The 26,854-nt window shown below is 41.6% G+C and carries 20 protein-coding genes; 4 read left to right on the top strand and 16 right to left on the bottom strand.

Translation table 11 applies throughout. From position 1 onward, the window contains the following. Positions 1-30: 30 nt before the first annotated feature. The 7 genes from NQ505_RS12010 to NQ505_RS11980 all read right to left on the bottom strand — a co-directional run bounded on the left by NQ505_RS12010 (position 31) and on the right by NQ505_RS11980 (position 14,923). Entirely contained in the window at positions 31-2,373 is a 2,343-nt protein-coding gene (locus NQ505_RS12010; RefSeq protein WP_009000598.1) for a beta-galactosidase, read from the bottom strand. A gap of 46 nt (positions 2,374-2,419) precedes the next feature. Continuing rightward, a complete protein-coding gene (locus NQ505_RS12005; protein WP_009000597.1) occupies positions 2,420-3,931 on the bottom strand; it encodes a RagB/SusD family nutrient uptake outer membrane protein in 1,512 nt (503 codons plus the stop codon). Positions 3,932-3,943: 12 nt separating this feature from the next. Continuing rightward, complete coding sequence (locus NQ505_RS12000) at positions 3,944-7,036, bottom strand: SusC/RagA family TonB-linked outer membrane protein (RefSeq protein WP_032853823.1); 3,093 nt, start codon at positions 7,034-7,036, stop codon at positions 3,944-3,946. A 12-nt stretch (positions 7,037-7,048) separates the two neighbouring features. Then, positions 7,049-8,398: a hypothetical protein gene (locus NQ505_RS11995; RefSeq protein WP_032853822.1), complete on the bottom strand. Its 1,350-nt coding sequence runs from the start codon at positions 8,396-8,398 to the stop codon at positions 7,049-7,051. Positions 8,399-8,410: 12 nt separating this feature from the next. Then, a complete protein-coding gene (locus tag NQ505_RS11990) occupies positions 8,411-10,000 on the bottom strand; it encodes an arabinogalactan endo-beta-1,4-galactanase (protein ID WP_009000596.1) in 1,590 nt (529 codons plus the stop codon). A 102-nt stretch (positions 10,001-10,102) separates the two neighbouring features. Further along, positions 10,103-13,384: a DUF5107 domain-containing protein gene (locus NQ505_RS11985; protein WP_009000595.1), complete on the bottom strand. Its 3,282-nt coding sequence runs from the start codon at positions 13,382-13,384 to the stop codon at positions 10,103-10,105. Positions 13,385-13,540: 156 nt separating this feature from the next. Further along, the gene (locus tag NQ505_RS11980) at positions 13,541-14,923 is read right to left on the bottom strand and encodes a sugar porter family MFS transporter (RefSeq protein WP_009000594.1); all 1,383 of its coding nucleotides are present in this window, start codon (positions 14,921-14,923) and stop codon (positions 13,541-13,543) included. A 171-nt stretch (positions 14,924-15,094) separates the two neighbouring features. Here NQ505_RS11980 and NQ505_RS11975 point away from each other — a divergent pair, with 171 nt between their 5' ends. Beyond that, positions 15,095-15,988 carry an AraC family transcriptional regulator gene (locus NQ505_RS11975; protein WP_009000593.1) on the top strand — a complete coding sequence of 298 codons (894 nt, stop codon included), beginning with the start codon at positions 15,095-15,097 and terminating at the stop codon, positions 15,986-15,988. Here the strand turns inward: NQ505_RS11975 and NQ505_RS11970 are convergent. The 8 genes from NQ505_RS11970 to NQ505_RS11935 all read right to left on the bottom strand — a co-directional run bounded on the left by NQ505_RS11970 (position 15,916) and on the right by NQ505_RS11935 (position 22,672). After that, entirely contained in the window at positions 15,916-16,638 is a 723-nt protein-coding gene (locus tag NQ505_RS11970) for a M23 family metallopeptidase (protein ID WP_083852348.1), read from the bottom strand. The genes NQ505_RS11975 and NQ505_RS11970 overlap by 73 nt on opposite strands. 37 nt (positions 16,639-16,675) lie before the next feature. Then, a complete protein-coding gene (locus NQ505_RS11965; RefSeq protein WP_009000591.1) occupies positions 16,676-17,341 on the bottom strand; it encodes a B3/4 domain-containing protein in 666 nt (221 codons plus the stop codon). 50 nt (positions 17,342-17,391) lie between these two features. After that, positions 17,392-18,204: a peptidoglycan editing factor PgeF gene (gene pgeF / locus NQ505_RS11960; protein WP_004301904.1), complete on the bottom strand. Its 813-nt coding sequence runs from the start codon at positions 18,202-18,204 to the stop codon at positions 17,392-17,394. Continuing rightward, on the bottom strand, positions 18,201-19,367 hold the full coding sequence (gene obgE, locus NQ505_RS11955) for a GTPase ObgE (RefSeq protein ID WP_004304678.1): 1,167 nt from the start codon (positions 19,365-19,367) through the stop codon (positions 18,201-18,203). Before obgE ends, pgeF begins: the two co-directional genes overlap by 4 nt. Positions 19,368-19,482: 115 nt before the next feature. Then, complete coding sequence (locus NQ505_RS11950; protein ID WP_004301902.1) at positions 19,483-20,052, bottom strand: adenylate kinase; 570 nt, start codon at positions 20,050-20,052, stop codon at positions 19,483-19,485. A gap of 67 nt (positions 20,053-20,119) precedes the next feature. Continuing rightward, positions 20,120-20,656 (bottom strand): hypoxanthine phosphoribosyltransferase, encoded by a 537-nt coding sequence (gene hpt, locus NQ505_RS11945; protein WP_009000590.1) that lies wholly within the window; start codon positions 20,654-20,656, stop codon positions 20,120-20,122. Positions 20,657-20,697: 41 nt separating this feature from the next. Continuing rightward, entirely contained in the window at positions 20,698-22,242 is a 1,545-nt protein-coding gene (locus tag NQ505_RS11940; protein ID WP_004304674.1) for a peptide MFS transporter, read from the bottom strand. A gap of 205 nt (positions 22,243-22,447) precedes the next feature. Continuing rightward, a complete protein-coding gene (locus NQ505_RS11935) occupies positions 22,448-22,672 on the bottom strand; it encodes a winged helix-turn-helix domain-containing protein (RefSeq protein WP_009000589.1) in 225 nt (74 codons plus the stop codon). Positions 22,673-23,206: 534 nt separating this feature from the next. On the opposite strand from NQ505_RS11935, the gene NQ505_RS11930 reads away from it, so the two are divergent. The 3 genes from NQ505_RS11930 (at position 23,207) to NQ505_RS11920 (ending at position 26,166) form a co-directional block, all read left to right on the top strand. Continuing rightward, complete coding sequence (locus tag NQ505_RS11930) at positions 23,207-24,718, top strand: bifunctional ADP-dependent NAD(P)H-hydrate dehydratase/NAD(P)H-hydrate epimerase (protein ID WP_009000588.1); 1,512 nt, start codon at positions 23,207-23,209, stop codon at positions 24,716-24,718. Between the two features lie 72 nt (positions 24,719-24,790). After that, on the top strand, positions 24,791-25,858 hold the full coding sequence (locus NQ505_RS11925) for a DUF4831 family protein (protein WP_009000587.1): 1,068 nt from the start codon (positions 24,791-24,793) through the stop codon (positions 25,856-25,858). Positions 25,859-25,881: 23 nt separating this feature from the next. Beyond that, positions 25,882-26,166 (top strand): hypothetical protein, encoded by a 285-nt coding sequence (locus tag NQ505_RS11920; protein ID WP_009000586.1) that lies wholly within the window; start codon positions 25,882-25,884, stop codon positions 26,164-26,166. 261 nt (positions 26,167-26,427) lie between these two features. On the opposite strand, the gene NQ505_RS11915 is transcribed toward NQ505_RS11920, so the two are convergent. Then, on the bottom strand, positions 26,428-26,772 hold the full coding sequence (locus NQ505_RS11915; RefSeq protein WP_009000585.1) for a PqqD family protein: 345 nt from the start codon (positions 26,770-26,772) through the stop codon (positions 26,428-26,430). Positions 26,773-26,854 lie beyond the last annotated feature (82 nt).

The following is a 26,854-nucleotide window of genomic DNA, read 5'->3' as shown; positions in this document are numbered from 1 at the left end:
AAGTATTCGTTTTATCATCTTATTTATCGTTTAGAATTTTATCGTTGTAATATATTCAGGCACTACTTCCACATGATTGATCGTACAAACCGCTCCTTTCGAAAAGTCGGGTATTGCTTCTTTAGGCAAGTCAATTAAAAAAGGAGCATCCGAACGCAACGGGCGGAAGTAAAAGCTCAAATCTTCTTTTTCCATCTGTTGTGAAAAGCGCTTCAACCCAATAGTCCATGGAGCACCATGATAGAAATGGTCGAGTACCAAAGTTCCATTCATAAAAGCCATTGCCACATCTCCTGTATAATTAAGACGAAGGAAATATTCCTGTACCTGGGGAGCTTGCAACTTATCGTCAAAATGTACAGTCAAACGACGGGCACCTACTTTCTTATAAGAAAAGTCAGGTTTCACTATTTCCACTTCTTTTATATATGGTTTGAAACCTTGTTTAGACGGATAAAGCACATACTCAAACCTATTATTGCCAAGACTTAACAACTGTACTTCTCCACTGCCCGGAAGAACTGTTGCTTCGGTTATAAGCAACTTTCCATCTATCTTGCAGCTATTCAACGCCTGCTCACGGGTAAGAGTAGTGATTTTTACTTCCTTACCTGCTTTAGTACGGATACTAAAAGTGCTCTTCAGTCCGGGAACAGGAGCAAACTGATTCTTTCCACGCACAGTTGCCTTATCAAATACATATTCTGTATTCATGCCATCGGGAGTAAAGAAGAAATAGTGTTCTTTACCGTTATCATCAATCTTCATCAGAAGTTGAGCCGTAGCATACTTCAACAGAGCATCTTCCATAAGGAAATTGAAAGGTAAAATTACACTCTCGTCTTTCGGTAAAGTAAAACTTCCCTTAGCCGGAATCTGTATCGTTTCATTATCCAGTTTCAAGCGAAGCTGCAAATCTTTCTGGTCAATACGTGCAGTATCGTGATCTTGAAAGTTAACCATGAAAACGAAACCGGAACCAGCTTTCATACGAGCTGCATAACGCAAAGTTTCACGATTATCCGGAGTAATTTTCTCATAACCTTCAGGTAAAACAGTTTCCATTGGGGCCAGACGATCTGCAAAGTCAGCAAGAAAAGAATGTAATAGGCGAAGAGTGCGATAGGATTCGTGTTCCAAACCAAACTCTCCCAATGGAGCCTGAAAATCATAAGAAACTTTCGGCATCCCCATCGGTTCATCATTGAACGAAGCCACACCACCAATCATTTTCGGAGTGGAACCACCATGATACATATAATAACCAATACCGTTAGCTCCACTACCCAACGTACGTACCATTAAAGCCTCGGCAGCTTTTGCCGTAACAATAGGACGACGTTTGTAGATCATCTGAATCCCCGCTCCCATCTCCGCACAGAAAGAAGGAAATTTATCCGTGTCATAACGAACCGGCGCATAATCCGGATTTTTTTGAATATCCTTAAACATACAGAAAGGAGACATCTGAGGTTCAGCCCAGAACGGATAGGTGTAAGCTGCAGTCACAGGAATCGCCTCATTACCGATAACAGCAGCATTTCCCCATCCGGTAGCTGTATAGATTGGAGTGATAATACCAGCATCTTCCGCCATTTGCTTAAGTGTTTTCATGTGCAGATCACCCAGTTCGGCAGTCGTGATTTTCTTGTCCTGTACACTAACACCAATCATAGTAATTGAAGAATCGTAGGTCGCAGTAGTCATATCCAACGGTTCACCCGGATAATTCACTCCCCATGGGGCAGCCGAGTGTTGATGTTCATTCTCTATTTGTGTACCGATAATAGGACCACCGTCTTTATAATAAAGTCCTTCAAGTTGCTTGGCTATTTCTTCATAAAGGCGTTTAGCATAAAACAAATAATTTTCGTCATTTGAACGAACTTCCAATGGTTTCGCAAAAAGCCAGTCAGGCAAAGCGCCATTACGTATTTCCCCGTGACCAAAAGGCCCGATGCGGACAATCACATTCATATCATGCTTTTTACACAGTTCAAAGAACCTGCGTATATCCAGATTTCCACTCCAATTAAAAACTCCTTCCTGCTCTTCATGCAAGCTCCAGAATATATAGGTCGGAAGTACGTTTATTCCTCCGGCTTTCATCTTCAGAATTTCTTCTTCCCATTGTTCATGGGGATAACGGCTATAATGGAATTCCCCCATCACCGGAATGACAGGTTTACCATCCATAGACATATAATAACTATTCACGTCAATGCTGCCGCCTCCGGGACGGGTTCCGCCCAACTTCAGATGGCCTGTATAAATTACTTTTTCCTTTACAGGCGCTGAAAGTTCATATACCTGTTGAGCCATAACAGTTGCCGTCATTGCACAAAGTGCTGATGTTAATATAATACTTTTCATAGTCTATATATTCATTATTTACAATTCATTCATTTTTTGTTTATGATTATCTATCATAATTATTTTGCTTGATAGCCCCCTTAGATTCATCAATGAAACTCTGCGGAATCCAGAAACGATTGTGTCCTTCATGCACATTAAAGTATCCCCTGCCTTCGGACCTGTTAATTGCATCAATGCGTGCATTGGCATATTCGACATATTTTCCAAAGCGAACAAGATCCTGCCGGCGAAGACCTTCGAGATAAAATTCATGTCCGCGTTCTAAAAGTAAAGCCTCATTGAACGTTTCTTTTGAAGCAGTTTGTGAATCATCCAAAGCAGACAAGCCAGCACGATTACGAACACGATTCACGAGACCAATCGCCTCTGTTGTAGGAGAACCTTCATTGCGGTTGATACATTCGGCAAGCGTAAGCAATACATCCGAATAACGATAAATAACCACATCAACACCACTTTGCGCATCTTTCATATCCGGGTCCATCCCATATTTCAGAGGTAATGCACCTTTAGCCAACTGACTACTGTTTGTACGGTCGATCTTCTCCCCCTTCTTATTTGTATAACCCGTCACTACATTCTTTAAACGTGAATCACCTTCCTCAAAAGTACCATAAAAATCCCAAGGCATCACATAACCGCCCCAACCTGTTGCCTTCTCTGCCCAAGGATAATCGGCAGGAAGCACCTCGGCCGTCATATAGTTTGAGTACCAACTGGCAGTACTATTACAAGCCAATTGTAAGATGACCTCATTATTGCCTATTCCCTCCTTAGAAAAAACATAATTATAATCAGGTTGCAAACTATATACACGTCCCTCCATCTCCATCAATTCACGAGCTAGAATTTCCGCCTTTTCAAAATAGCCTTTTATCATGTAATACTTCAACAAAATCATACGGGCAGCGCCTTTAGTCATACGACCGCGTGCTTCAGCTACTTCAGGTAAATCCCGAATCGCATCCCGCAGGTCTGTTTCCATCATCGTATCATACTCCTCTTCCGTCAGACGAGGTAAGTAAACAAATGTTTGCGGATCATCCAACACTTCATCCGGAGCTACGGGTACAGGACCAAACATATCATAAAGATAAAGTCCCATCCAACCTCGCAAAGCCTTCGCTTCACCGGAATAAAGAGTTTTAGCCTCCTCACTTACCGGAGAATTCTCAATACGGCGAATAGTATTCCGTGCTTTCGAAAGGAAATTGTAGCGTTCGAAATTCGAATAAGCATGATTTTGAATACTGCCTCCTACTGTGGCATACCATTGTTGGAAATATAATTCATCCGACTCCCATGCCCAGCAAGACCAAAGTACATCAGTTGTCATATCTCCAATAATCTGATAACCGGAATAATCTGCAGAATAAACAGATTTAAAATCCCCGGGGTTAAAATCATAGTAAAGCGAGTTGACTGCCAGTTTCAAATCAGTCTCCGTCTTAAAGAAATTCTCCGGAGAAATCTCGGTATAATCCAGACGTTCCAATTCACAGGAAGTCATTGAAAACAGCATCAAGGCTGTTGCTATATATTTCATTGTTTTCATACCTATTATATTTTAGAATTTCACATCCAAACCAATAGCAAATGAGGACTGATTCGGGTAAGCTCCAATACCGTTTCCTGTTTCAGGGTCCATCCCTTTATAAGGAGTAAACACGGCAAGATTACGTCCTGCAGCATACAGTCTGACTGAACGAATTTTATTCTTAAACCATTGAGCAGGGAAAGTATAGCCGATAGATACGTTATCTAAACGCAAATACCACGCCTTCTCAAGGAAGAAATCGCTCTTACTGGGATTCACACCCGAAGAAGCTTCTGCCACTCCCGGCAATGTGCCCATAGGATTGGCAGGTGACCAACGATTCTTCACTTCTTTCAAGACATTGACGCCATACGTAATATCTTCAATACCATAAATGGACTGTAACTTAATATCGTTCACTTTCCATCCATTCAAAGAACCATACAGGTAAATGTTAGCATCCCAGTTCTTCCAGCGGAATGTATTGTTAATACTGAAAGGAATCGGTGTATTATTTGCCAGTACCACAATGTCCGCATCATCCAAAATTCCGTCTTCACCCGCAATCCGGATATAACGACCTTCACTATCACGCATTTTTTCTCCATTCTCATCAAGCTTATATCCATACAAGTCCTGATAAAGAATAGCTCCGGCACCGGATTTCTGTAAATGTTTATAAGATTGATCCATTTGAATCAGACCGTTCGTTTTGTATCCATAAATATTATTCCATTCTTCCACATAATCTTGATAAACGGCAGGAATAAAATCAGGGTCACGTTTTGTAGTATGATTACGATAATAAGAGAAATTAATATCAGTGGTCCATCCAAAGTTCTTATTGTCGAAATTTACACTATGAATACCAATGTCAATACCACGGGCACGATAAACAGTAGCCGAATTATAGTCTATCGTCTTCACTTCATGATAAGACATCAAGCTTTTAGACATAATGACATCTTTACGAAGGCGCTGATACAAGTCGATAGAGCCGGACAATCGGTTATTGAAGAAACCGAAATCAATACCCAAGTTATAGTCGGTCAATGTCTCCCATTTCAGCTTGTCATTACCTAATTTGGAGATAGCCATACCATTTACCAGACTCCCGTTGGGCGCAAATGCACCTTGAGATACCTTATAATAGGTATTGATACCTGTCAAATTACCGGCATTACCTGTTTGCCCCATACCGGCACGCAGTTTCAGATTACTCAACCAATTGATATTCTTCATCCAGCTTTCTTCATTCATACGCCAGGCTGCAGATACTCCCGGAAAAGCTCCCCACTGATGCTCCTTCGAGAAATTAGACGAGCCATCTACACGGAGATTGACAGTCAGAACATACTTGGATGCTAGTGAATAGTTCAAACGCGCGATGAACGAAGCCATTTCACTGGCTCCTTTATACGAACTTATAGCCGGCTTTTCCTGTTCGCTTGTTCCTATATTGTTCATCAACGAGCCGTCATAAGGAAACTGGGAAGCTACAATGCCCATTCCTTCCCAAGAAGATTTCTTATATTCAAAACCAGCCATCAGATTTACATCATGAATCTCATTAAAGACTTTGGTATAATTGGCAATGGCATTAAACAGGTTCATCTGTGATTTGGCATTCTGTTTGGAAGCTTGTCCGTCCATACTATATCCCTTTTTTGTCGTAGTGGGAATATATTGATCCGCCTGCACATCTTTCATATCAAAGCCGACCGTAGCTTTCAGCAACAAATCCTTAATCGGTCTGAATTCCAGATAACCACTGACAAACAGGTCACGGCTCACAGTCTGGTCAGTTATATCCAATAATGAAACCGGATTCGGATAAATATCGCGAATCGGATTAACCGAATATTTTCCATCTTCATCGTATACCGGTACAGTAGGAATAAACGTCATAGCCGAATAAATCAACGCCGAATTATCTTGCCGTTCATTACCCAATGGCACATCGTGATACTTTATTTGAGAGAAAGTAGAATTAATACCAGCTTTCAGCAGACGATTAATAGTCTGATCTACATTCAAACGACCCGTTATGCGATTCATCGAATTATTTTTAGCAATTCCCTGATGGTCGTAATAGCTCAATGAGAAGAGATATTTTGTAGCATCCGTACCGGCAGATACCGAAAGATTGTGTTCGTTTACAATACCTACACGAGTTACCTCATCCATCCAGTCCGTACCATCGCCTACAAAATTTGCAATCTGTCTATCGGTATATTTCTTTTCATCCCCACGTCCCAGTTCATCAAACACTTTATTCTGTTCAATCATGAAATCACGTGCATTCAAGAAATCCGGTGCATCTTTAATATACTGAAAAGCAACCGAACCTGAATAGGAGATGTCAGGCTTACCCGTTTTTCCTCGTTTGGTAGTAATCAGGATTACACCACCCGAAGCATCCGAACCGTAAATTGCAGCAGCAGAAGCATCTTTCAGAATATCAATTGTCTCAATATCATTAGGGTTAAGGTTAATCAGAGCATTATCTTTCTCCCCTCCACTATAAGCTGTACCCGCTGTCACGGTCTTGGAAGAAGCCTGCGGTACACCATCAATCACAATCAACGGAGTCTGCCCGGAGAGACCACCTCGAATGGATATATTCATTGATGCTCCCGGATTGGCACTGTTTTGTGTGATGTTCATTCCTGATGAACGTCCACGCAACATAGAACCGACCGAAGCAGAGGCAGCTGTTGGTAGTTCATCTGCTTTTACAGAAGCTACCGCACCGGAGATACTGCTTTTTTTAGCTGTACCGTAACCGACTACCACAATTTCATCCAATGTCTTATTATCTTCTTTCAATGTAAATTCCATTGGAGCAGTGGTTACTTTCTTCTCTTGAGAAATATAACCGATATAAGAAACAGTTATCACTGCTCCCGAAGGTACATCCGAAAGATTAAAATGACCATTCAAATCAGTGATAGAACCATTAGTAGTACCTTTCACTACTACACTCGCCCCAATGATTACTTCACCAGCCGGATCTTTCACTACCCCTTTCACCTGAATACCTTGTGCTATCAGCGAAGTAGTCATCAACAGGAAGGACAGCATAAATCCCGCCTTTTTTACTAGTTGAATATATTTTTCCATACTTGTTTCATTTTATTCTGTTACTTTCTTGATTGTCGCCCACAGTGCAGCTGTATCAAAGGTGACTTTCACTTTACCTGCATAATCAGTTTTGTAAGTAATGCAACTACCCGTTGCTGCTTCAAACCACCAGTTGCCCGCTGCATCTGCACGGAATACCCGCGCCCAGCCACTCGTATAGAAGTAATACTGACGATCACCGGCATAATCGCCCAGAACGGACGTTTCCACTTCATAACGATAAGTATCCGTCTGTGTCATCTGATCTGAAGCTCCCCAATCAGCAAAACTAAAACCTGTGCCCGACATCCATAAAGGTTCGGTGCAAGTACCCGACGGAATATCCATATTCCAATAACTATATGTATGAGCATTCAAATCAATCCAAACACTGTAATAGCCTTTTTTCGGAAGCACAACTGGAACTACATAACCATTCTTATTCATCAGTTTGCTGCTAACATAAGGGCTGGTTCCATACAAATCTCCTTCCATCGATTTTGTCGGTACAAAGTAAACCTGTGCATTGTCAGTCGGAGCATAGAATTTTCCTTCGTATTGATATTCACCTTTTCGATCCATATAACGATAATAGCCATTCACATAATCATTCGGATTCTCATCAGCATTAACAATATACATCTGTGCATAATCCTGAATCGGGTCTTCTTCCTCTGCCAACATTACAACTACCGTAGTATTGACAACCGTTTCATTGCCACCTGCATCCGTAACAGTTAAAGTAACCGGAAACTCTCCGGTAGTAAAATCAATAGTACGTTTCAATTCTCCACTACGCCCGCTAACTTCCACAGTCTCGTCAATTTGCATACCGGGTATTTGCAAACGGATGTTCTTTAGTTCACGGTCATCCGTAAACTTCATATTCAGATTCCAACTTCCCTTATTGGTAGCAGTATTAAAGTCCACCGCAATTCGTGCCGGAAGCTGTGTTTGCATAACCGGACTTTCCATATCCGCAATATAAGTCAATAGAACATTCTTCTTTGTTTCCCATCCGTTCACGTCACGAATTGTAATTAACAGATGCTCTTCAAAAGTAGCAGTTTTCGGTACAATCAGCCGATAATCATAGTTAAATACTTTTGGTTTCTGTCCATTCAAATCATAGGCCTTATGTATCCCCCAACTTTCACAACTCAATGTAATGCTTGCCAATCCGGCATAGTTAGAAGCCGTTCCCGACACCAGTACCGTATCACCGGGAAATGTTTCTATCTCTTCATTTGCCACATAAAGACCGGGAGCCACATCTTCCTTATCATCCTCACAGCCAACAGCCAAACAAACGAGCGTCAGCAATAGATATAGTTTTCCGATTGTTTTTAAAACGTTCTTCATGGTATATTATTTTTAGTTATTATATTTGAATGCATCTAATACTTCCATTCTATTTCCTGAAAAATCGAACAGAGTGGTATTACTTACATAATTCTTGGCACCCAATTCCCATCCCATACCTTCTACTTCGATAAAAATAGGATCCCAGTAAAGGAAACCAAGAATACGGCAATCTTTCGCCTGCTTTATTTCTTTGATAAGTTCGAGCATAAAGTTCTTTTGTCCGAGCGGAGAGAAATCCGCATACGGGCCATTATCTGCCAATTGTCCCGGGCTTCCATCAGGCAAAGTTTTGTTCCAGCTATAACCGGTTTCCATAATCAGGATATCTTTATCAAATTTAGCAGAAACATAATCCGCCCATTCACGCATCTGTGCAGCACTTTTATCAGTCCAAAAAGGATAGTAGGAAGCTCCGATTACATCATATTTTGTATGTCTATTCTTCAATTCGCCAAAATACCAGTTATATTGAGACTTATCTCCGGCAGCATTCAAATGAATGATAACCTTCGAATCTTGTGATACAGCTTTCACTGCATCATAACCCGCATTGTATAATTCGGAAAGTTGAGCAAAATTTTCATAACTTCCTTCAGGATACAACATACCGGCTTGTGTCTCATTGCCTAAGGCTACAAATTCGGGAGTAGTGCCCTGTGCTTTCATTTTATTCATGAAGTTGAAAGTAAAATCATAGAGCGCTTGCTTTAATCCGGCAAAATCCAATCCTTCCCAATCGTGTGGTTTGGTTTGCGTTTCCCCATTGGTCCAATAATCACTATAATGAAATGTCAACTGTATTTGCATACCGGCCTGCTTGGCCCGTTTAGCCAAACGTAAAATATCATCAGGTCCGGAAATACCTTCAGGCAAACGGTTGGAAGGAGAATAGTCAGGATTTCCCGGATCATTATATAAACGAAGACGAACAATGTTAAACCCATTGTTTTTAAGAATATCAATACAGTCTTTTTCTTCTCCATTCTCATAGAATTTGCCGCCCATCTGTTCTACATAGGTCAACTGTGAAATATCACCGCCCTTCAGCAGATTATACTCTTTCTCCGTTTTCTTTAAACGCAATCCATCGAAACGACTCCAGTTGGTTTCAGCCGATTCACTGTGTATTTCAATATCACATTTTCCTCCTTCTACTTTAATCCCACGCACATAAGAACGAATCCAAGTAGCAGGAGATGCTTGTAAGGAAGTCATCTTCTTATTATCAGTACCGGCAGCCACACAACAGGAAATTTGTCCTCCACTACTTTTATAATAAAATTCAAGGTCATAAATTCCATCCTCCAAACCATTAACAGTCTGACGGGTGGATACCGTGTAGGCAGAAGTTGCCCCATAATGCAAAGCATAGATTCCTTCGCATCCTCCTTCAACTACTTTTACGGCAGAATTATCTCCACTGATTGTCCATCCTTTCGGGGAAACTGTTTCAGCAGCATCTTCTTCAAAACTGCCATTAGGTACTTTTACCACCACAACAGCAGGTTCAGGATCAGCAACTGTCACAGGATCATCCGAACAAGCAGTCATACTGCATACAACGGAAAAGCCCATCACTATAAAGCTTGTAATTTTCATGATTAAACTGTTTTTAATATTTCTCATGTCATTGTTGTTTAAGGTTTATATAAAAGTAAGAACTTGTGACGATACTTATAGAAGCACCGTCACAAAGTTGTCCTATCCTATCAGAGTCCTAAAAGCCTGGATACCCTGATGATTTATATCCAATCTTTCTACTTCATTCAATAACCGGATGGATTTCTCCTTCTGGTTCAGCCCCCAATATCCTAATGCCATCATATATTTGCAGTGAATTACATTCCTTATTGTCAAGTCATCCTCCCAAATTAATAGATCGGGTAGCGACACTGCAAAATAATCCATTTTAATCTTGTCAAACAAATGTTTTTCTCCATAAGAAGTCAATTTATGGAAGCGACCATTAGCCTCATCCAGACGCCCGAGTTTCAATAATGCCAAACCTTGATAGAATATTTTATCGGGTTTTGCATCGTTGTAGTACATGGCAGCAGCTGGTTCAGTTGGCCCGAGAATTGCCTGTTCCCAACATTCTGCAGCTTTCTCATTCTGTCCTAAACCTTCATAAGCACAACCTAAAAAGTAGTAGAAGTCGTTCTCTTGTGCACCATATAGTTTTCCTTCACCCAAATGATGCGGATATTCCAGACATTCTTCCAGCAATGCAATAGCTTCCTTATAATTACCGACAGTTAATGCCTGTTTGGCTAATTCTACGCGGGCCAGCTGATATTGGGCAGGTACTTTTCCTTCTCCCCCCTCCCATGGATGGAAGTTATGTGCATCAAGCAGTGTCTTAGCCTTCTTGTATTCTCCTGTTTGATTCAATAATGTGATCTCTTCCAATATTAAATCATCACGTTGCATTATCAACTCCGGATATTGTTGCAGGAAAGCCAGACGCTCTTTATGCAAACGGCGAACACGTTTGTACAGCTGATCCAGTTCCATTAAAATACGTGCATCAGTAGTGTCAAGCCGGAAAGCACGTTCCATATATTTGATGGCTTTTGTCTCTTCATTCTTTTTATTGAAATAAGCCAAAGCCAAATTACGCCATACGGTCGGAAAACTATCGTCCAGTTTTGCCGAAGTTTCCCATGCTTCCATAGCCAAATCGTACTGCCGTTTATCGTAATAAAGATTACCTAAATAATAAGGTGCTTTTGCATCATCCGGATTCTGTTCCATAGCACATTGCAGTGCTATAATTGCTTCCAGGCGATTGGGGAAACAGTAATCAGGACAAGCCATCTTTGCATCGGCAAATGCCTGATGCGCTCCGGGAAGTCCTCCCTGAAACAGACACCATCCCAAGTAATAATAAGTCATTGGAGTAACAGCAGCTTCTTCAATAGCTATCTTCCATAAAGAGGCAGCTTCCTGCCAACAACCAGCCGCACAATAATCAAGAGCAATTTCATCATAATTGTGAGCTTCACCACGCATCATTTCTTTCAAGGTGACTAACTCTTCGGAAGTACTCATAATCAAATACTTCTCATAACGACAGCCAAAGTTGAATTGATCGATAGCTAATGAATCATCAATCAACCGCAGAGCTTCTTCTGTTTTACCCATTCGGCGGAGAATGGTAGTCTTTAAGGCACGAGCTTTATGATTGTGCCAGTTACGAATAAGTGAACGGTCAACTTCATCCAATGCATCTTCCAAACGATTTTGCATAATAGAAATCTGTGCACAAGCAAAATATCCGGCATCCTGCCAAGCTGCATTCCAACAAGATTTATAGAAACGATCATAAGCCTCATTGTAGCGCCCCTGATACTTCAAAGCAAGACCAAGATTATAAATAGGTTCTCCATCATACGGATTTGGATTGCGTTTCTGCAAGGTTTTTACGGCTGTGAGCAGATATTGTTCTGCTCTACAGAAACGACCTTTACGAATATACCACAAACCAAGCGCATTATTATTACGCACATCAATCGGATCACGACGTAATGCCTCTTCATAATATTCTACGGGATTGTATGTAGCGTGCCTGTATTGTTCTAAATGTAATCCGGTCAGATAAAGCTGTTCGGTGGTCTTTATTTCTTCCGGTAACAAAGCTGCTTCGGCAGCATCAGGAATCGGTTTCACTTCTTCCGGTTCTGCATGCCAATACAGTAATTCTTTTCCGCTGGCCGTGATTTCAAGATTTAGCCTGTTAAATTCTTCACCTTTTACATTTACCGTTTCATCCAGCAATTCCTCCGGAGTAATAGTTTTCTCTTTATTATAATATACCTTACCGTCTTCATTTTTCAACACCACGTTTACCATCTGTCTGGAGGTAGCGAATATTTTAAAACGTACACTGTCCTCTCCCTCCGGTTCAATGTTCATCAGTAAATCTTTACTTGCATTTTTCACTACTCCCAATTCCCGATAAGGCAGGAAATACTGCACGAAACTCTTTTCTTCATAAGGTTGCAACCAGGTAAAGTCCGGCTGATTTTCGGTATATACACCTGCCATTAATTCAATATACGGACCATCTTCATCTGTCAGATTACGATCCCATGCACGACCAAAATCGCCATTCCCCCAAGTCCACTGTTTTTTACCCGGAGAAATATGATGGTTGGCAACATGAAGCATACCGGCACGAGTGTCATTTTCATATCCCCCTTCAAAATTAAAACGGGAATTGACAGCCATATAGGAAGTAGGAACTTTGATATTCTTGTAGTTCGAGATGTCTACGCCGGCAGAATAGTCCATCTTGTAGTAAGTGCCCGTTGCAATAGGGAAACTCGATACAGCACGCTTTCCATGATCGAATACAGCATTAATATCTGGCGGGAATACGCTCTGATAATAGTCATTGACAGCTACGGCAGGATTAGCCCACCATAAAAAGGTTTGTGGAACTTCAGTGCGGTTATAAAGCACCCCTTTTATTTCAAGAAAAGCGTGTCCCGGACGAAGGGTAAAACCTGCCATTCCTTTCTGATGAAACATACGTTCCATTTCATTCACCCACACAGTAACACTGCCATCGGCATTCTCTTCAATAGTTGTATCCACAGGCATATAAGTGCTGGGACGATGATGCTGTGGCCAGTTAAACTCAATACCTCCTGATATCCACGGTCCAACAAGCCCTACCAAAGCCGGTTTTATGACATGATTATAATAAATAAAATGACGCTGTTTGATCTTATCATAAGCCATTTGCACACGCCCGCCCAGTTCCGGGAGAATCATGACCTTGATATATTCGTTTTCGATAAAAACAGCATTATACTCCTTATCCACTTTCTCATCGGACATCGATTCAATCACAGGATAAGGATAAACTACCCCGCTACTGCCTTGATACACACGCTTCTCTAAGAAAATAGGATTCTTCTCCGGTTTACCTACTTCATAAGTAGGAATTACCACCTTTTCTTTCCATGCTTTTACCATCGTATTATTGATTATATATTTGTTTTTAAATTCGTTGTCAAAGAAATCAAGAGACAAAAAGGGTTGGGGACAGGGAGATTTTATCTTCTCCCCGCCTATTAATAATGTCACCCAATACCTATTTACTTACTTATTTATTTGCCAACCCGTTATCGTTTATTTAATTAAATCCTTCTCCAAAGCTTCCAGTGATTTGCCTTTTGTCTCGGGCAATGCTCGGAAGAAAAACAGATAGCCTACAGCACAAATCGCTGCATAAATCCAGAATGTGCCACTGCTTCCCAAAAAGTTATTTAGTAATGGGAAAGTATATGTTAATGTGAAACTGCCTACCCATAAAGCAAATGTACAAGTTGCCATTGCCACGGCACGTACCCGGTTCGGGAAAATTTCAGCAAGCAATACCCAAGTGATAGGTCCTAATGACATAGCATAGCAAGCAATAGCTAAAACTACCAACACCACCATAAAGAAACCGCTTACTTCGAAGAAATAACAAGTGCCGAGAATGAGATAAATACCAGCCAGTCCTCCAGCTCCCAGAAGCATCAAGGCGCGGCGTCCCAGACGATCTACTGTATAAATTGCCACAAAAGTAAAAATTACATTTGCCACTCCCGTCACTACAATATTAAAGAGAACATCTCCCAATGAATATCCCGCAGACTGGAATATCTCTTGTGCATAATTGAATATTACGTTCGTACCGCACCACTGTTGGAATACAGCTACGATAATACCTAAAATAAGTACCTTACGGAACGGACGGCTAAACAACAACCTTAATCCACCTTCCGATTTCGAAGATTTCGTTTCTTCTACCAGACGAAGTTCCTGATCGGCATAATCGTCACCTCCAATTTGCCCAAGCACTTTCCATGCCCTGTCTTCTTTTCCTTTCATAGCCAGCCAACGAGGACTTTCAGGAATGAAACATGCTAACAGTAAGAATACCGCAGCAGGAAATGCAGCAGCCCAAAACATCCATCGCCATCCCATCTGCCCATTCCAGGAAGCACAAATATCAGCAGGAGTAAAATCGGCAGGAATAGGATCCGCTATCAGCCAGTTAGTAATTTGAGCCCCTAAAATACCTAGTACAATCGTTAATTGGTTCAATGAGACAAGCTTTCCCCGGATGGAGGTAGGAGCTACTTCGGCAATATACATAGGAGAAAGTCCTGAAGCAATACCAATGCCAATACCTCCCAAAAAACGGGCAGCGAGAAACCAGCTAAATACAGAAAAAGCTCCGGTAGCATAAGCTGAAGATAAGAATATGAAAGCGGAAATTATTAAGAGAGGCTTACGACCATAACGGTCTGCCATCATACCTGCTACCATTGCGCCAATCAAACAGCCAAGTAAAGCTACGCTCATAGCTAACCCTTGCATAGCAGGTACATCGGCAATATCAAAATAAAGTTCGTAGAAAGGCTTCGCTCCTCCTATCACTACCCAGTCATAGCCGAAAAGCAGTCCGCCCATCGCGGAAACTAAACAGATAAAATAGACAAATTTTTTATTATAACTTTTCATACCATTAGAAGATTGATTAATTGATATTGCAAAGATAGAGGATGTTAAGAGGATAAAAAATAGAATTTCATTCGATAAAGATGGACAATCTTATTTTTTGTTGTTTATTTGATAGATTGCATACATTATTATATATTTGCGCCAAACAGCAAAATCATATACTATGAGATTATGGTAAAATTAAAAGATGGATTTACCGGTGAAAGAGCTTTAGTACTTCCCCGCATAATCGTTGACAAGATGGAAGAGGATCCTCTGACCTCTATGCTCCATATCACTGACATCGGGTATTACCCGAAAGCCAAGCATCACTACCGTGAACGAATCGAGCCTATCAATCAATATGTATTCATTTATTGCATAGATGGAGCTGGATGGTACCGCATAGGTGAACAGGAATATACTGTCTCCGCCAATCAATATTTTATTCTTCCGGCGGGAGTTCCTCATGCGTATGCTTCTAATAAATCCTTACCATGGACTATTTACTGGATACACTTTAAAGGTATTCTCGCTCCCTTTTACGCTCAAGAGGCGAGCCGTCCGATGGATATTCAACCTGAATTGCACTCACGTATCAGCACACGTATCAATCTATTCGAAGAGATATTTAATACTTTAAAGAATGGATATAGCAATGAAAACCTGCGTTATGCATTCTCTATGTTCCATTTTTATCTGGGGACATTGCGATATATACAGCAATTTCGTAATGCAGCTGCAGGCAATGACGCAACAGATGATGAAAACATAAGCGAACTGGCTATTCATTATATGAAGGAAAATATGGAGAAGCATCTTAGCCTGCAAGATATAGCCGATCAGATAGGATATTCTCCTTCTCACTTTTCGATGTTGTTTAAAAAGAAAACAGGTCATAGTCCATTGACCTATTTCAACTTATTAAAGATACAGCAAGCTTGCCTGTTACTCGACACTACTGATATGAAAATTAATCAGATATGCTATAAAATAGGCATCGAAGATACCTATTATTTCTCCCGGTTATTCAGTAAAATAATGGGCATGTCACCACGAGAGTATCGTAAGTCTAAAAAGGGATAAGGGAGCTTTACTTCTTTTGGACTTTGAGCAATCCGGTTATCAGGAATGTGAGTCTTCACAACGATTTTACTTCCATTCCTGGTACACTTGATACATTCTTTCCGCAATGTTCCCTCTTTCAGGTTGAAAATCAGATTCGGATTGAAGTGTTCTCCGTTGATACGGGTTTCGAAATGCACATGTTCGGTAGTGGCACGACCAGTACGCCCGGTTAGCGCGATAGGTTGTCCGGCTTTTACGATATCACCGCTTTTAACCAGATTCTTGAAGTTGTGGCTATAAAGGGTTTCTAATCCGTTAGGGTGACGGATGACAACTATATTTCCATAGGCATAATACGGCTTTGCCATACGTACCACTCCATCAAAAGCAGCACGAATCGTATCTTTTGCACAGGTTTTAATATCTGTTCCCGAATGCCCTCCACGAGTTCCATAAGCAGAGATTACTTTTCCTCCGGGTAAGGGAAAAGCATATTCGTGATCTTTCAAAGAGTCCAAACGCAGATAGATGTGATTATCTTTAGCAAATAGTCCGGGAGTAGCTACTCGAACATCGCTCACTTCCCGGGCAGAGAATGAAGATTTATTCTGTCCGTTGGCAACCAGTGGCAATAATAAAACAGTCAGTAAGATAAGTATGTTTTTCATGTATTTTTTCTTTTTCAAGCCGGAGAAGAAAGCCTCATTATTCAAAGAACATGATTTCGCCTCCATCCGATTCTGCATAGTTTCTTAATAAAGTCTGAATCATTTCAGCAGCTTCTTTCAAGCCATCTTTCCCATTATAACCGTTGACTATCGCCAGGATATGAGTAGTTCCGAGATCCATTTTCGTACGTTCGTGATCGCTTGTCGGGGTTCCGATTCCTCCGAATGAATCGCGATATACGGGTAATCCTTCAATATTCAACACACCGCGTCCGATACCTTCAAACGGTTCTCCAGCTTTACCGATACCGAGTTCAAGGTGTATACCTCGTATTTTATCCGCATCGAAACCACCAATAGAATGTCCCGTACGAAGAGACACGAGGTTAATCAGGTCTACCAATGTATCAATTTGATATAAAGGGATTCCGCGCATCAGGCGGCGACGCAAAGCTTCGGCTGACGGACGATAACGCCCGGGGTCTTTGCCACAACGTTTATAAGCCTCACGGGTAGCAAAGATAACAGGTTGATGTTTGATGTCTTCCATCTGTGTAGTGGAAGTCAGTTGTTCGGTGAAAGCATTGATTTCGTGCCAAAGACCTTCGCTGTAAGCAGTATTCTTCACTTCAGCATACACGGCGGCTCCGGCGAAAACCGGGCATGCGTCTTTTATTTCTTTAGATACTTTTATTTCAAACATAACTTATCATAAACTAATCATCAGCGTCCTGCAATTACGGACACCAATTATTACTTTCTAATCATTATTCCCGACAAGATACGACCGGAATCTATTCCCAGTCTACGTGCAGAGAAGAATTCATCATGATGAATATAGGTACAGATGCCAGCTACTTCTATCTGTTCTGCAGGCACTCCGGCATTCAGTAATTCAATCCGGTTGGCTTCCCACAAATCAATATGATATTTGCCCGTCTCCTTCTTCTTCATAGAAATAAGAGACATATCGAAACCGCTTTCTTTAAAAGCATCATACACCTCATCACCTACTTCAAATGATTCGAGCGAAATGCTCGGCCCGATGCAAGCTACCACATCTTCGCCTTGCGTCCCGAATTTCTGATTCAAGTGATCCATCACATGACTGACAATATGCTTCACAGTTCCTTTCCATCCGGCATGAACGGCAGCCACAACGTGTTGTTTTTTGTCGTACAGCAATACAGGAACACAATCCGCCGTCGTGACGCAAACGCAATACCCCGGCACATTAGTTATCAAGGCATCCATTCCTCGCAAAAGTAGCCGTCTCATTTCTAATGACTCTTTAAAAAATGATTCATTGATAATCAGACTGGCACAACCATGGCTCTGTTCAGGAATAAACAACTCCTTTATCTGATGATTCATGCACTGAAACAACCAGCTCTGATTGCGATTGACGTTCATGCATGAGTCGTTGGTATAAGGCGAACAGTTGAAAGAGCCGTAAGCTCCGGTGCTTATACCTTCGTGACGCGTTGTTACGAAATGAGCTACCTCGGGATATACATCCAGTGACTTATATCCCTTCAACTCATTATTTTTTGTAAGTGAAATCATTTTTCTTCCCAATCTTCTTCCTCGTATTCATAGTCGATATCATCGTCATCATCATCAACATTGTCATCATATTCATAAACGATGTCTTCATCTTCGCCCATGTCTTTGAGCTCCTGTTGCAGACGGGTTACGTCCTTCGGACGGTGAACGATGTCCTCTATCTTATTGCTTTCCTTATTCAGTTCTTCCCAAAGAATGTCTTTCAACACCGAGATACCCAAACCGGAAACAGAAGATATGAATACGTGAGGAATGCCTTCCGGCAATGTAGGTTCTATTTCGTCCATCAATTCCTGATCGAGCATATCGCTCTTGGTGACAGCCAACACACGTTGCTTGTCCAACATTTCAGGATTGAAGGTACGCAGTTCGTTCAGCAAGACTTCGTATTCCTTACGAATGTCGTCACTGTCTGCCGGAACCATAAACAGCAGTAATGAATTGCGCTCGATATGACGCAGGAAACGCAGTCCCAAGCCTTTACCCTGACTGGCTCCCTCGATAATACCCGGTATGTCCGCCATCACGAAAGACTTTCCACCGTGATAGGAAACGATACCCAAATTGGGTTCGAGCGTAGTAAACGGATAATCTGCAATTTTCGGTTTGGCAGCCGAAATAGAAGAAAGCAAAGTTGACTTACCCGCATTCGGGAAACCTACCAGACCAACATCGGCAAGCAGTTTCAGCTCCATGATAACGGTCATTTCCTGCATCGGTTCTCCCGGCTGCGCAAAACGCGGAGCCTGACGGGTTGCCGTCTTGAAATGCCAGTTACCCTGACCACCGCGACCGCCTTTGAGCAAGATCACTTCCTGTCCGTCTTCTGTTACGTCACAAAGATATTCCCCGGTCTCGGCATTATAAACGACCGTTCCGCAGGGTACTTCTATTACTTTATCCGCACCGTCTTTTCCGAAACTACGTCCTTTGCTCCCCGATTCACCATGACCGGCCATTGCGTGACGGTCATATTTCAAGTGCAGCAATGTCCAGTAATTACGGTTACCGCGCAAGATGATATGACCTCCTCTTCCACCATCGCCCCCATCGGGACCTCCGTTAGGACAATATTTCTCGCGCCTCATGTGCGTAGAGCCTCTTCCGCCCTTACCCGAGCGACAGTATATCTTTACGTAATCAACAAAATTCGATTCAGCCATATTCTTTTTAAGTAGTTAAAGTAGTCAGTAGTTAGAGTAGTTAAGTAGAATACTCCGGCTACTGACTGACTTATTCATTTATAATAGTGTATTGATAATTAGTAAGATTACTAAATTACAATTTATCTACTGCTTCGCAGATTTCAGCAAAGATACCTTCCATAGTACCCAAGCCGTTGATGTGTTGGTATTTCTTTTCGTTCTTGTACCAGTCGATCAGTGGGGCAGTCTGTGAATGATATACGTGCAGACGTTTTTTGATTGTCTCTTCGTTATCATCAGCACGACCGGAATCCTTACCACGTTTAATCAGACGTACCATCAGTTCTTCTTCCGGAACATCCAGGTCAACCATTACAGAAACATCCTGTCCTCTTTCTGCCAACATTTTCTTTAATGCTTCAGCTTGTGCAATTGTTCTTGGGAAACCGTCGAAAATTACACCTTTGCTATCTTTGAAGCTGTCGAATACGCTTGCCAGAATATCAATCATTAATTCATCAGGAATCAATTGACCTTGGTCGATGTAACCTTTAGCAGTTTTACCCAGTTCTGTGCCATTCTTGATTTCAGCACGCAATACATCTCCTGTTGAGATGTGATTGATTCCATACTTTTCTACAATACGTTCGCTCTGTGTTCCTTTTCCTGAACCCGGAGCACCGAAAATTACGATGTTCAACATTTTGTTATTTACAATTTAACGATTTACTATTTACCATTTAAACTGGTACCTATTTAATATTAACTGTTTAATCTACTACTGTATAAATATCGGGATAGTTGCGTCCGAAACCATCATAATCCAGTCCGTAACCTACAATAAAGTCGTTCGGGATTTCCATTGCTACGTATTCGATGTTCAGATTGACCTTGAGTTTTTCAGGCTTCACTAGCAGAGAAGCAATATGGATTGTTTCAGGGTTGCGTGTACCCAGTGTATCCAACAGGCGTTGCATGGTTAGCCCGGTATCTACAATATCTTCTACAATAACTACTGTACGTCCGGCAATGTCTTCATTCAGTCCGATCACTTCCTTAATCACTCCCGAGGAAGTCACTCCCTGATAAGAAGCCAGTTTCACAAACGAAATCTCGCAAGGGATGGTGATATGCTTCAACAAGTCGGCAGTAAACATAAATGAACCGTTCAACACACTAAGGAAGAGCGGGTTCTTACCTGCCAAGTCGCGGTTGATTTCGTTCGCTACGCGAATCACTTCTTTCTGAATATCCTGTTCCTTAATAGAAACAGTGAACTGTTTGTCTTTTATCTGAATGGTATCCATAACCGGTAATTTTAAAAATAACCTTGCAAAAATACGATTTTTTATTCTACCCCGTGCATCATCTTCTGTAATTTCTTCGAGAGAAGGAACAGAATCAATGAAGCAACACCGGACATGACAACGAATACCATAAAGAAATCGTACATGGTAGCAATCTGATAACCAAAGATTGATTTCACTTTTCCGGCTTCCGGATAAAGTCCGCTCAACATGCCTGCAAATTTATTGGCTGTGGCAGTAGACAGATACCAGATTCCCATCATCAAAGAGGCGAAACGTAGCGGACTCAACTTATTTACCATTGAAAGTCCGATAGGTGACAAGGCTATTTCACCCATTGTATGAATAAAATAAAGTCCTGTCAGCCAAATCATGCTTACCTTCACTCCGGGGATAGCATCTTTCACTCCGAAACAGATGAAAAGATAACCTAAAGAAAGAAGTAACAAGCCAATCGCTTGTTTGGTAGGAGAAGCAGGTTCCATCTTTCGTTTGTTGAGGAAACTCCACACACCCGGCATTATATATGCCAGGACAACAACAAACAGAGGATTGAAGGATTGAAACCACGAAGCTGGCATTTCCCAACCTAAAATATCACGATTGGTCTGTTCGGAGGCAAAGAGAGTTAAAGAGGCTCCTGCCTGTTCGTAAGCCGCCCAGAAGAAAATGACAAAGAAAGCTACTATATAGATAACGAAAATACGACTACGTTCGATCTTGGTTAATGAGCCATCCAATAGAATGAGGACAGGGAAAACAATGCAGGCGGTAAAAATACCGATGCTCACCCAGTCACCCTCAAAAGCGTAATTAAAGAAGGCTATTAAAGCAACTGTAAGAATAGTGATTACAAGGGTATTACGCAACTTGGTACGCTTATCCATTTTCGGGTGTGAGATATGCTCGGCTTTATCCTCTTTCTTTTCACGTTTGGCATCGGGGATAATACCGATTGGTTCTCCAGAGGGAGAGAAAAGATATTTATTCTTTTGAGTTTCAAAAAGTACAACAGTGAACAGTGTCATGATTCCGGCTGCAAGAAATCCCCATTTAAAATCGTGCGGGTCACCGGTATCGCCCAGATAACCACAAATCAAAGGGGCGGCAAAAGAACCTACATTCACTCCCATATAGAAGATGGTATATGCAGCATCCAGCCGTCTGTCTCCCGGTTCGTAGAGTTGACCAACGAGAGAAGAAACGGTAGGTTTGAAACAACCATTTCCCAAGATCAGGAATCCGAGTCCGCCATACATCATCCAGTGAGCAAGTTCCGTATTATCTAAAGTAGAGGCACTCATAAACATCAGGAATTGTCCGACTGCCATCATCATTGCTCCCCAAAACACAGAGCGACGGATTCCCCAATATTTATCGGCAATGTATCCGCCAATCAAAGGAGTTAAATAGACTAACCCGGTATAGCTACCGTAAATGGATGCTGCCGCTTCTTTGTCAAACAATAATGCCTGCGTCAGGAAAAGAATAAAGATCGCGCGCATACCGTAGTAACTGAAACGTTCTGCCGTGCTTGTCGCGAAAATCAGATAAAGGCCTTTCGGATGCCCTTTCAATGCACTCATGAATTTATGTGTTTAGTAGTTTATGGGGTGCAAAGGTACGAAAAATAGATTAAATGCTTCAAAAAAAGAAAGTTCTTATCAAACGGGAATATAGGGGGAATAATAAAAATGGGCATAAAAAATCCTACTGATCCACTTCATTATTTTTTTTAGCTGTGTAAATAACAAAGTGGAGATCCATCTTACATGCAGGTTACTTACCACTTTAGCCAAAAGTAAATTCGACATTTTCGACACTGGCAAAAAGCATTCCTTCCCTCTTCCTCAAAAAGACCTTGCTTTCTCTAGCCAGCCAACCAATAGCAAGAGCTACATCTTCGAACGTCAAACTTAATTCACGGCACAAATCAAACATGGAGAGTTCACCTTTTTCATTTAAGATGCGCCATACTTTTCCGGCATTCAAGCCAATCTTTGTCTTTTCCATCATGCAAACTTTAAAAGATTAAACAATCTATTATTTATAATCTTATTCATTGTGAGCATAGGAAAATGATGCAATACACATCACCTACCCCAAAGATAATATTTTTATTGGAAACCGCAAATAATCAAACACTTAAATAGTTCAAAAGCGGATATCCCCCTAATCGGACAGATTATGCCTAATCTATTCATAACAAAGTTACTCTCTATTAATGATAAACTTACTAATGACTCGTTGAAAAGTTCCCTTTCACTAACCCAAATCTATAAATGCAAGTTGCATTTATAAAAACAAAGCTTTCGTTTATATAAATGAAAGCTTCATTTATATAATCAAAGGTTTCAATTATAGTTTTCTTCCTATACTCAAAAACTTTGCAACCCATAGAAAAGAACTTTGCTATGGGTCAGGAACAACTTATTTCCCTATTCCCTGCAGCTCATCTCCTTATAATTAATAAGTTTTCTTCCCACAACAAACGGGAAAAGTCAGAAGAATCATGTACATTTGTAATCCGAAAACTAAAAGAACATCGCAATGAAAATATTTCCAAGCAGCAGTATCAAGAAATTGGACGCTTATACTATTGAGAACGAACCTATTGCATCAATCGACCTGATGGAACGTGCAGCAACCGCATTAACTAAAGCCATCACAGACAGATGGAATATGGAAACACCGGTCACCATCTTTGCCGGACCGGGAAATAATGGCGGAGACGCTCTTGCCGTAGCCCGCATGATGGCTGAAAAAGGGTATAAGATCGAAGTATATCTCTTCAACCCAAAGGGAGAGCTTTCGCCCGACTGCCAGACTAATAAAGAACTGGTAGAAATGATGGAAGAAGTGACATTCCACGAAATTAGTACCCAATTCGTTCCTCCTGTCCTGACGCCCGATCATCTGGTTATTGATGGATTATTCGGTTCCGGCCTGAACAAGCCGTTGAACGGAGGATTCGCTGCCGTAGTGAAATACATCAATTCTTCCCCTGCCATGGTAGTAGCCATTGACATTCCTTCCGGACTGATGGGAGAAGAAAACACATTCAACGTAAAAACCAATATTATCCGTGCCGACGTTACCTTCAGTCTGCAACTGCCGAAGCTGGCCTTTCTGTTCGCTGAAAACACTGAATTTGTAGGAGAATGGGAATTATTGGATATCCAATTGAGCGAGGACGGCATTGAAGAGACGGAAACAAACTACGAGATGTTGGAAATAGAGGATATCCGTTCACTCATCAAACCACGTAAACAGTTTGCCCACAAGGGAAACTTTGGTCATGCACTATTAATAGCCGGTTCAAAAGGAATGGCAGGAGCTTCCGCTCTCGCTGCCCGTGCCTGCCTCCGTTCGGGAGTAGGACTGCTGACCGTTCATGCACCAATGTGTAACAACGACATCTTGCAGACTTCCATACCCGAAGCAATCGTAGAAACCGACGCTAACGAGACCTGTTTTGCCGTACCCACCGACACAGATGATTATCAAGCAGTCGGCATCGGCCCGGGACTGGGACGAAATGAAGAAACGGAAGCTGCCCTACTGGAACAACTGGAACACTGCCAAGCCCCTGTTGTAGTAGACGCCGACGCACTTAATATCCTAGCCAACCACCGCCACGCACTTACACATCTGCCGAAAGGTTCCATCCTCACCCCACATCCGAAGGAGCTGGAACGTCTGACCGGCAAATGTCAGGATTCTTACGAACGTCTGATGAAAGCTTGCGAGTTGGCTCGTGCCGCTCATGTACACATTATTTTAAAAGGAGCCTATTCTGCCATCATCACCCCCGAAGGCAAATGTTTCTTCAATCCAACCGGAAATCCCGGAATGGCAACCGGAGGTAGTGGTGACGTATTGACCGGAGTAATTCTGGCACTGCTTGCCCAAGGTTATCCAACCGAAGAAGCTGCTAAAATCGGCACTTACATTCACGGATTGGCGGGCGATGTTGCTCAAAAGAAGCAGGGAATGATCGGAATGATCGCAAGCGATATTATCACCTGTCTACCGACAGCATGGCGACTTGTAAGCGAATAAAAGTTAAGAACTTACAGTTTTTTCAATAACTTCATTAACTTTGTTTTCAAAACCAGTTAAAAAGAACCGAATATGAAAAAGTTGATTATAGCAGCGGGACTACTGATGGCAACGTCCGCCTATGCACAAACCGAAGTACTGACGGGAGTTACCCGGGGAAAAGATTACGGAGTAGTTTACAGTCTTCCCAAAACCCAAATAGAGCTTGAAATAAAAGCCAACAAAGTCAACTATACTCCAGGAGAATTCAGCAAATACGCTGATCGTTACCTGCGATTGGCCAATGTTTCCACCGAACCCGAAGAGTATTGGGAACTGGCTAGTGTGAAAGTGAAATCTGTAGGTGTACCCAACAGCGAAACTACTTACTTCGTAAAATTGAAGGATAAAACAGTAGCACCACTCATGGAACTGACAGAGGACGGCATCGTGAAAACCATCAATGTGCCTTACAGCAAAAGCAGTTCAGACAAGAAAGCAGCTCCTGCTCCCACTGTCCTCTCAAAAATAGCGAATCCCCGCGAATTCCTGACCGAAGAAATTCTGATGGCCAGTTCTACCGCGAAGATGGCTGAACTGGTGGCTAAAGAGATCTATAACATCCGCGAAAGCAAGAATGCCTTATTGCGCGGACAAGCTGACAATATGCCTTCAGACGGAGCACAGCTTAAAATTATGCTTGATAATCTGAATGCACAGGAAGAAGCAATGACGCAAATGTTCTCCGGCACTCGTGATAAGGAAGAGAAGACATTCACCGTCCGTCTTACTCCGGACAAGGAATTTAACAACGAAGTTGCTTTCCGCTTCTCCAAGAAACTGGGTGTAGTTGCCAACAACGATCTGGCAGGAACTCCGTTTTATATCAGCTTGAAAGACCTGAAATCTGTCAAAATTCCACAGGAAGACGGTAAGAAGAAGAAAGATTTGGATGGAATCGCCTACAACGTGCCCGGACAAGCAATGGTTACATTGACCGACGGTAAAAAGAAACTTTACGAAGGTGAACTTCCTATTACTCAATTCGGTGTGATAGAATATCTGGCTCCTGTCTTATTCAATAAGAATTCTACAATCAAAGTTTATTTTGATCCGAATACGGGAGGATTGTTAAAAGTGGATAGAGAAGAAGGCAAATAGTAAACTTCTAAAGGGCAAAGAATATGGGTGGTGAAGGACACATGCTCGACATGATACGTCGGCTTAGCGAAGGGCGAGAGGCTTCCCGTCTACGCCGTGAACGTGCCAACGACAAACTGAAGCACTTAAACCGCACCAACGAGCCTTATCCACTGCCCAACACCACTCCCGAGGAAATGGGACGTATCATCAACGACTCGGAGAAAAAGAAAGAAAAGGACAGCAATTATTTCGTTTGGGGGACGCTTATTATTATGGGAGTCCTCATTGCAACTGCTGTCATATTCTGGGCTATTTTCCTTAATTAGATAATTTATTAGATGATAGGTGATAAATGATAGATGGGAGATGCTTCCTAAATGATAAGGGATATTCAGTAAATAAGAAATATAAGTAACTAAAGATATTCTCAAAATACTAAAAAGGCAACTACATCATTACGAATCAGTTGCCTTTTTTCATATCTTTAAACGGGATATTTGATAAACCTCCTTAGGAGGCTGCACTATCATATAACTAGCTATTATGCCGCATAGTAACTATCATTTATCACCTATCATCTGATTAAGTCAATTAATAAAAAGTTTTATAAACCCATCTTTCTGCATTTGAGAAAGATAAGCCGATACACGAGACTCGTATCCCGCTTCATTTTGAAAATGATCTGCGAGTTCTTCTATGATTTCACGAACAGTACGTTTTCCATCTATCAGTTCCCATACAGCCGTACCGTGTTCTTCCAATCGCACATGAAGTTCTTTCGACATTCCTGCCGGTACAAGGAAGCGTTGCATCCACGGATATTTAAAACGGGGAAAGGAGAGCACAATCGTCTCCCCTTCCCTTTCTGCTGTAATATGTTCACTGCGACAGGGAATGACCTCTAACAGGTTGATTTTCTCTTTGGCAGCCATAATTCTTTTTTTTTATTTCAGAGCATTAATACTAACCCTCTTTTATTTTCAAACCTTATACTCTCGGATTTATAACGTTACT

Origin of the sequence: Bacteroides sp. D2 (assembly GCF_025147085.1) — a bacterium.
Classification (GTDB): domain Bacteria; phylum Bacteroidota; class Bacteroidia; order Bacteroidales; family Bacteroidaceae; genus Bacteroides.
This window is presented reverse-complemented; position numbering and strand designations above follow the sequence as displayed.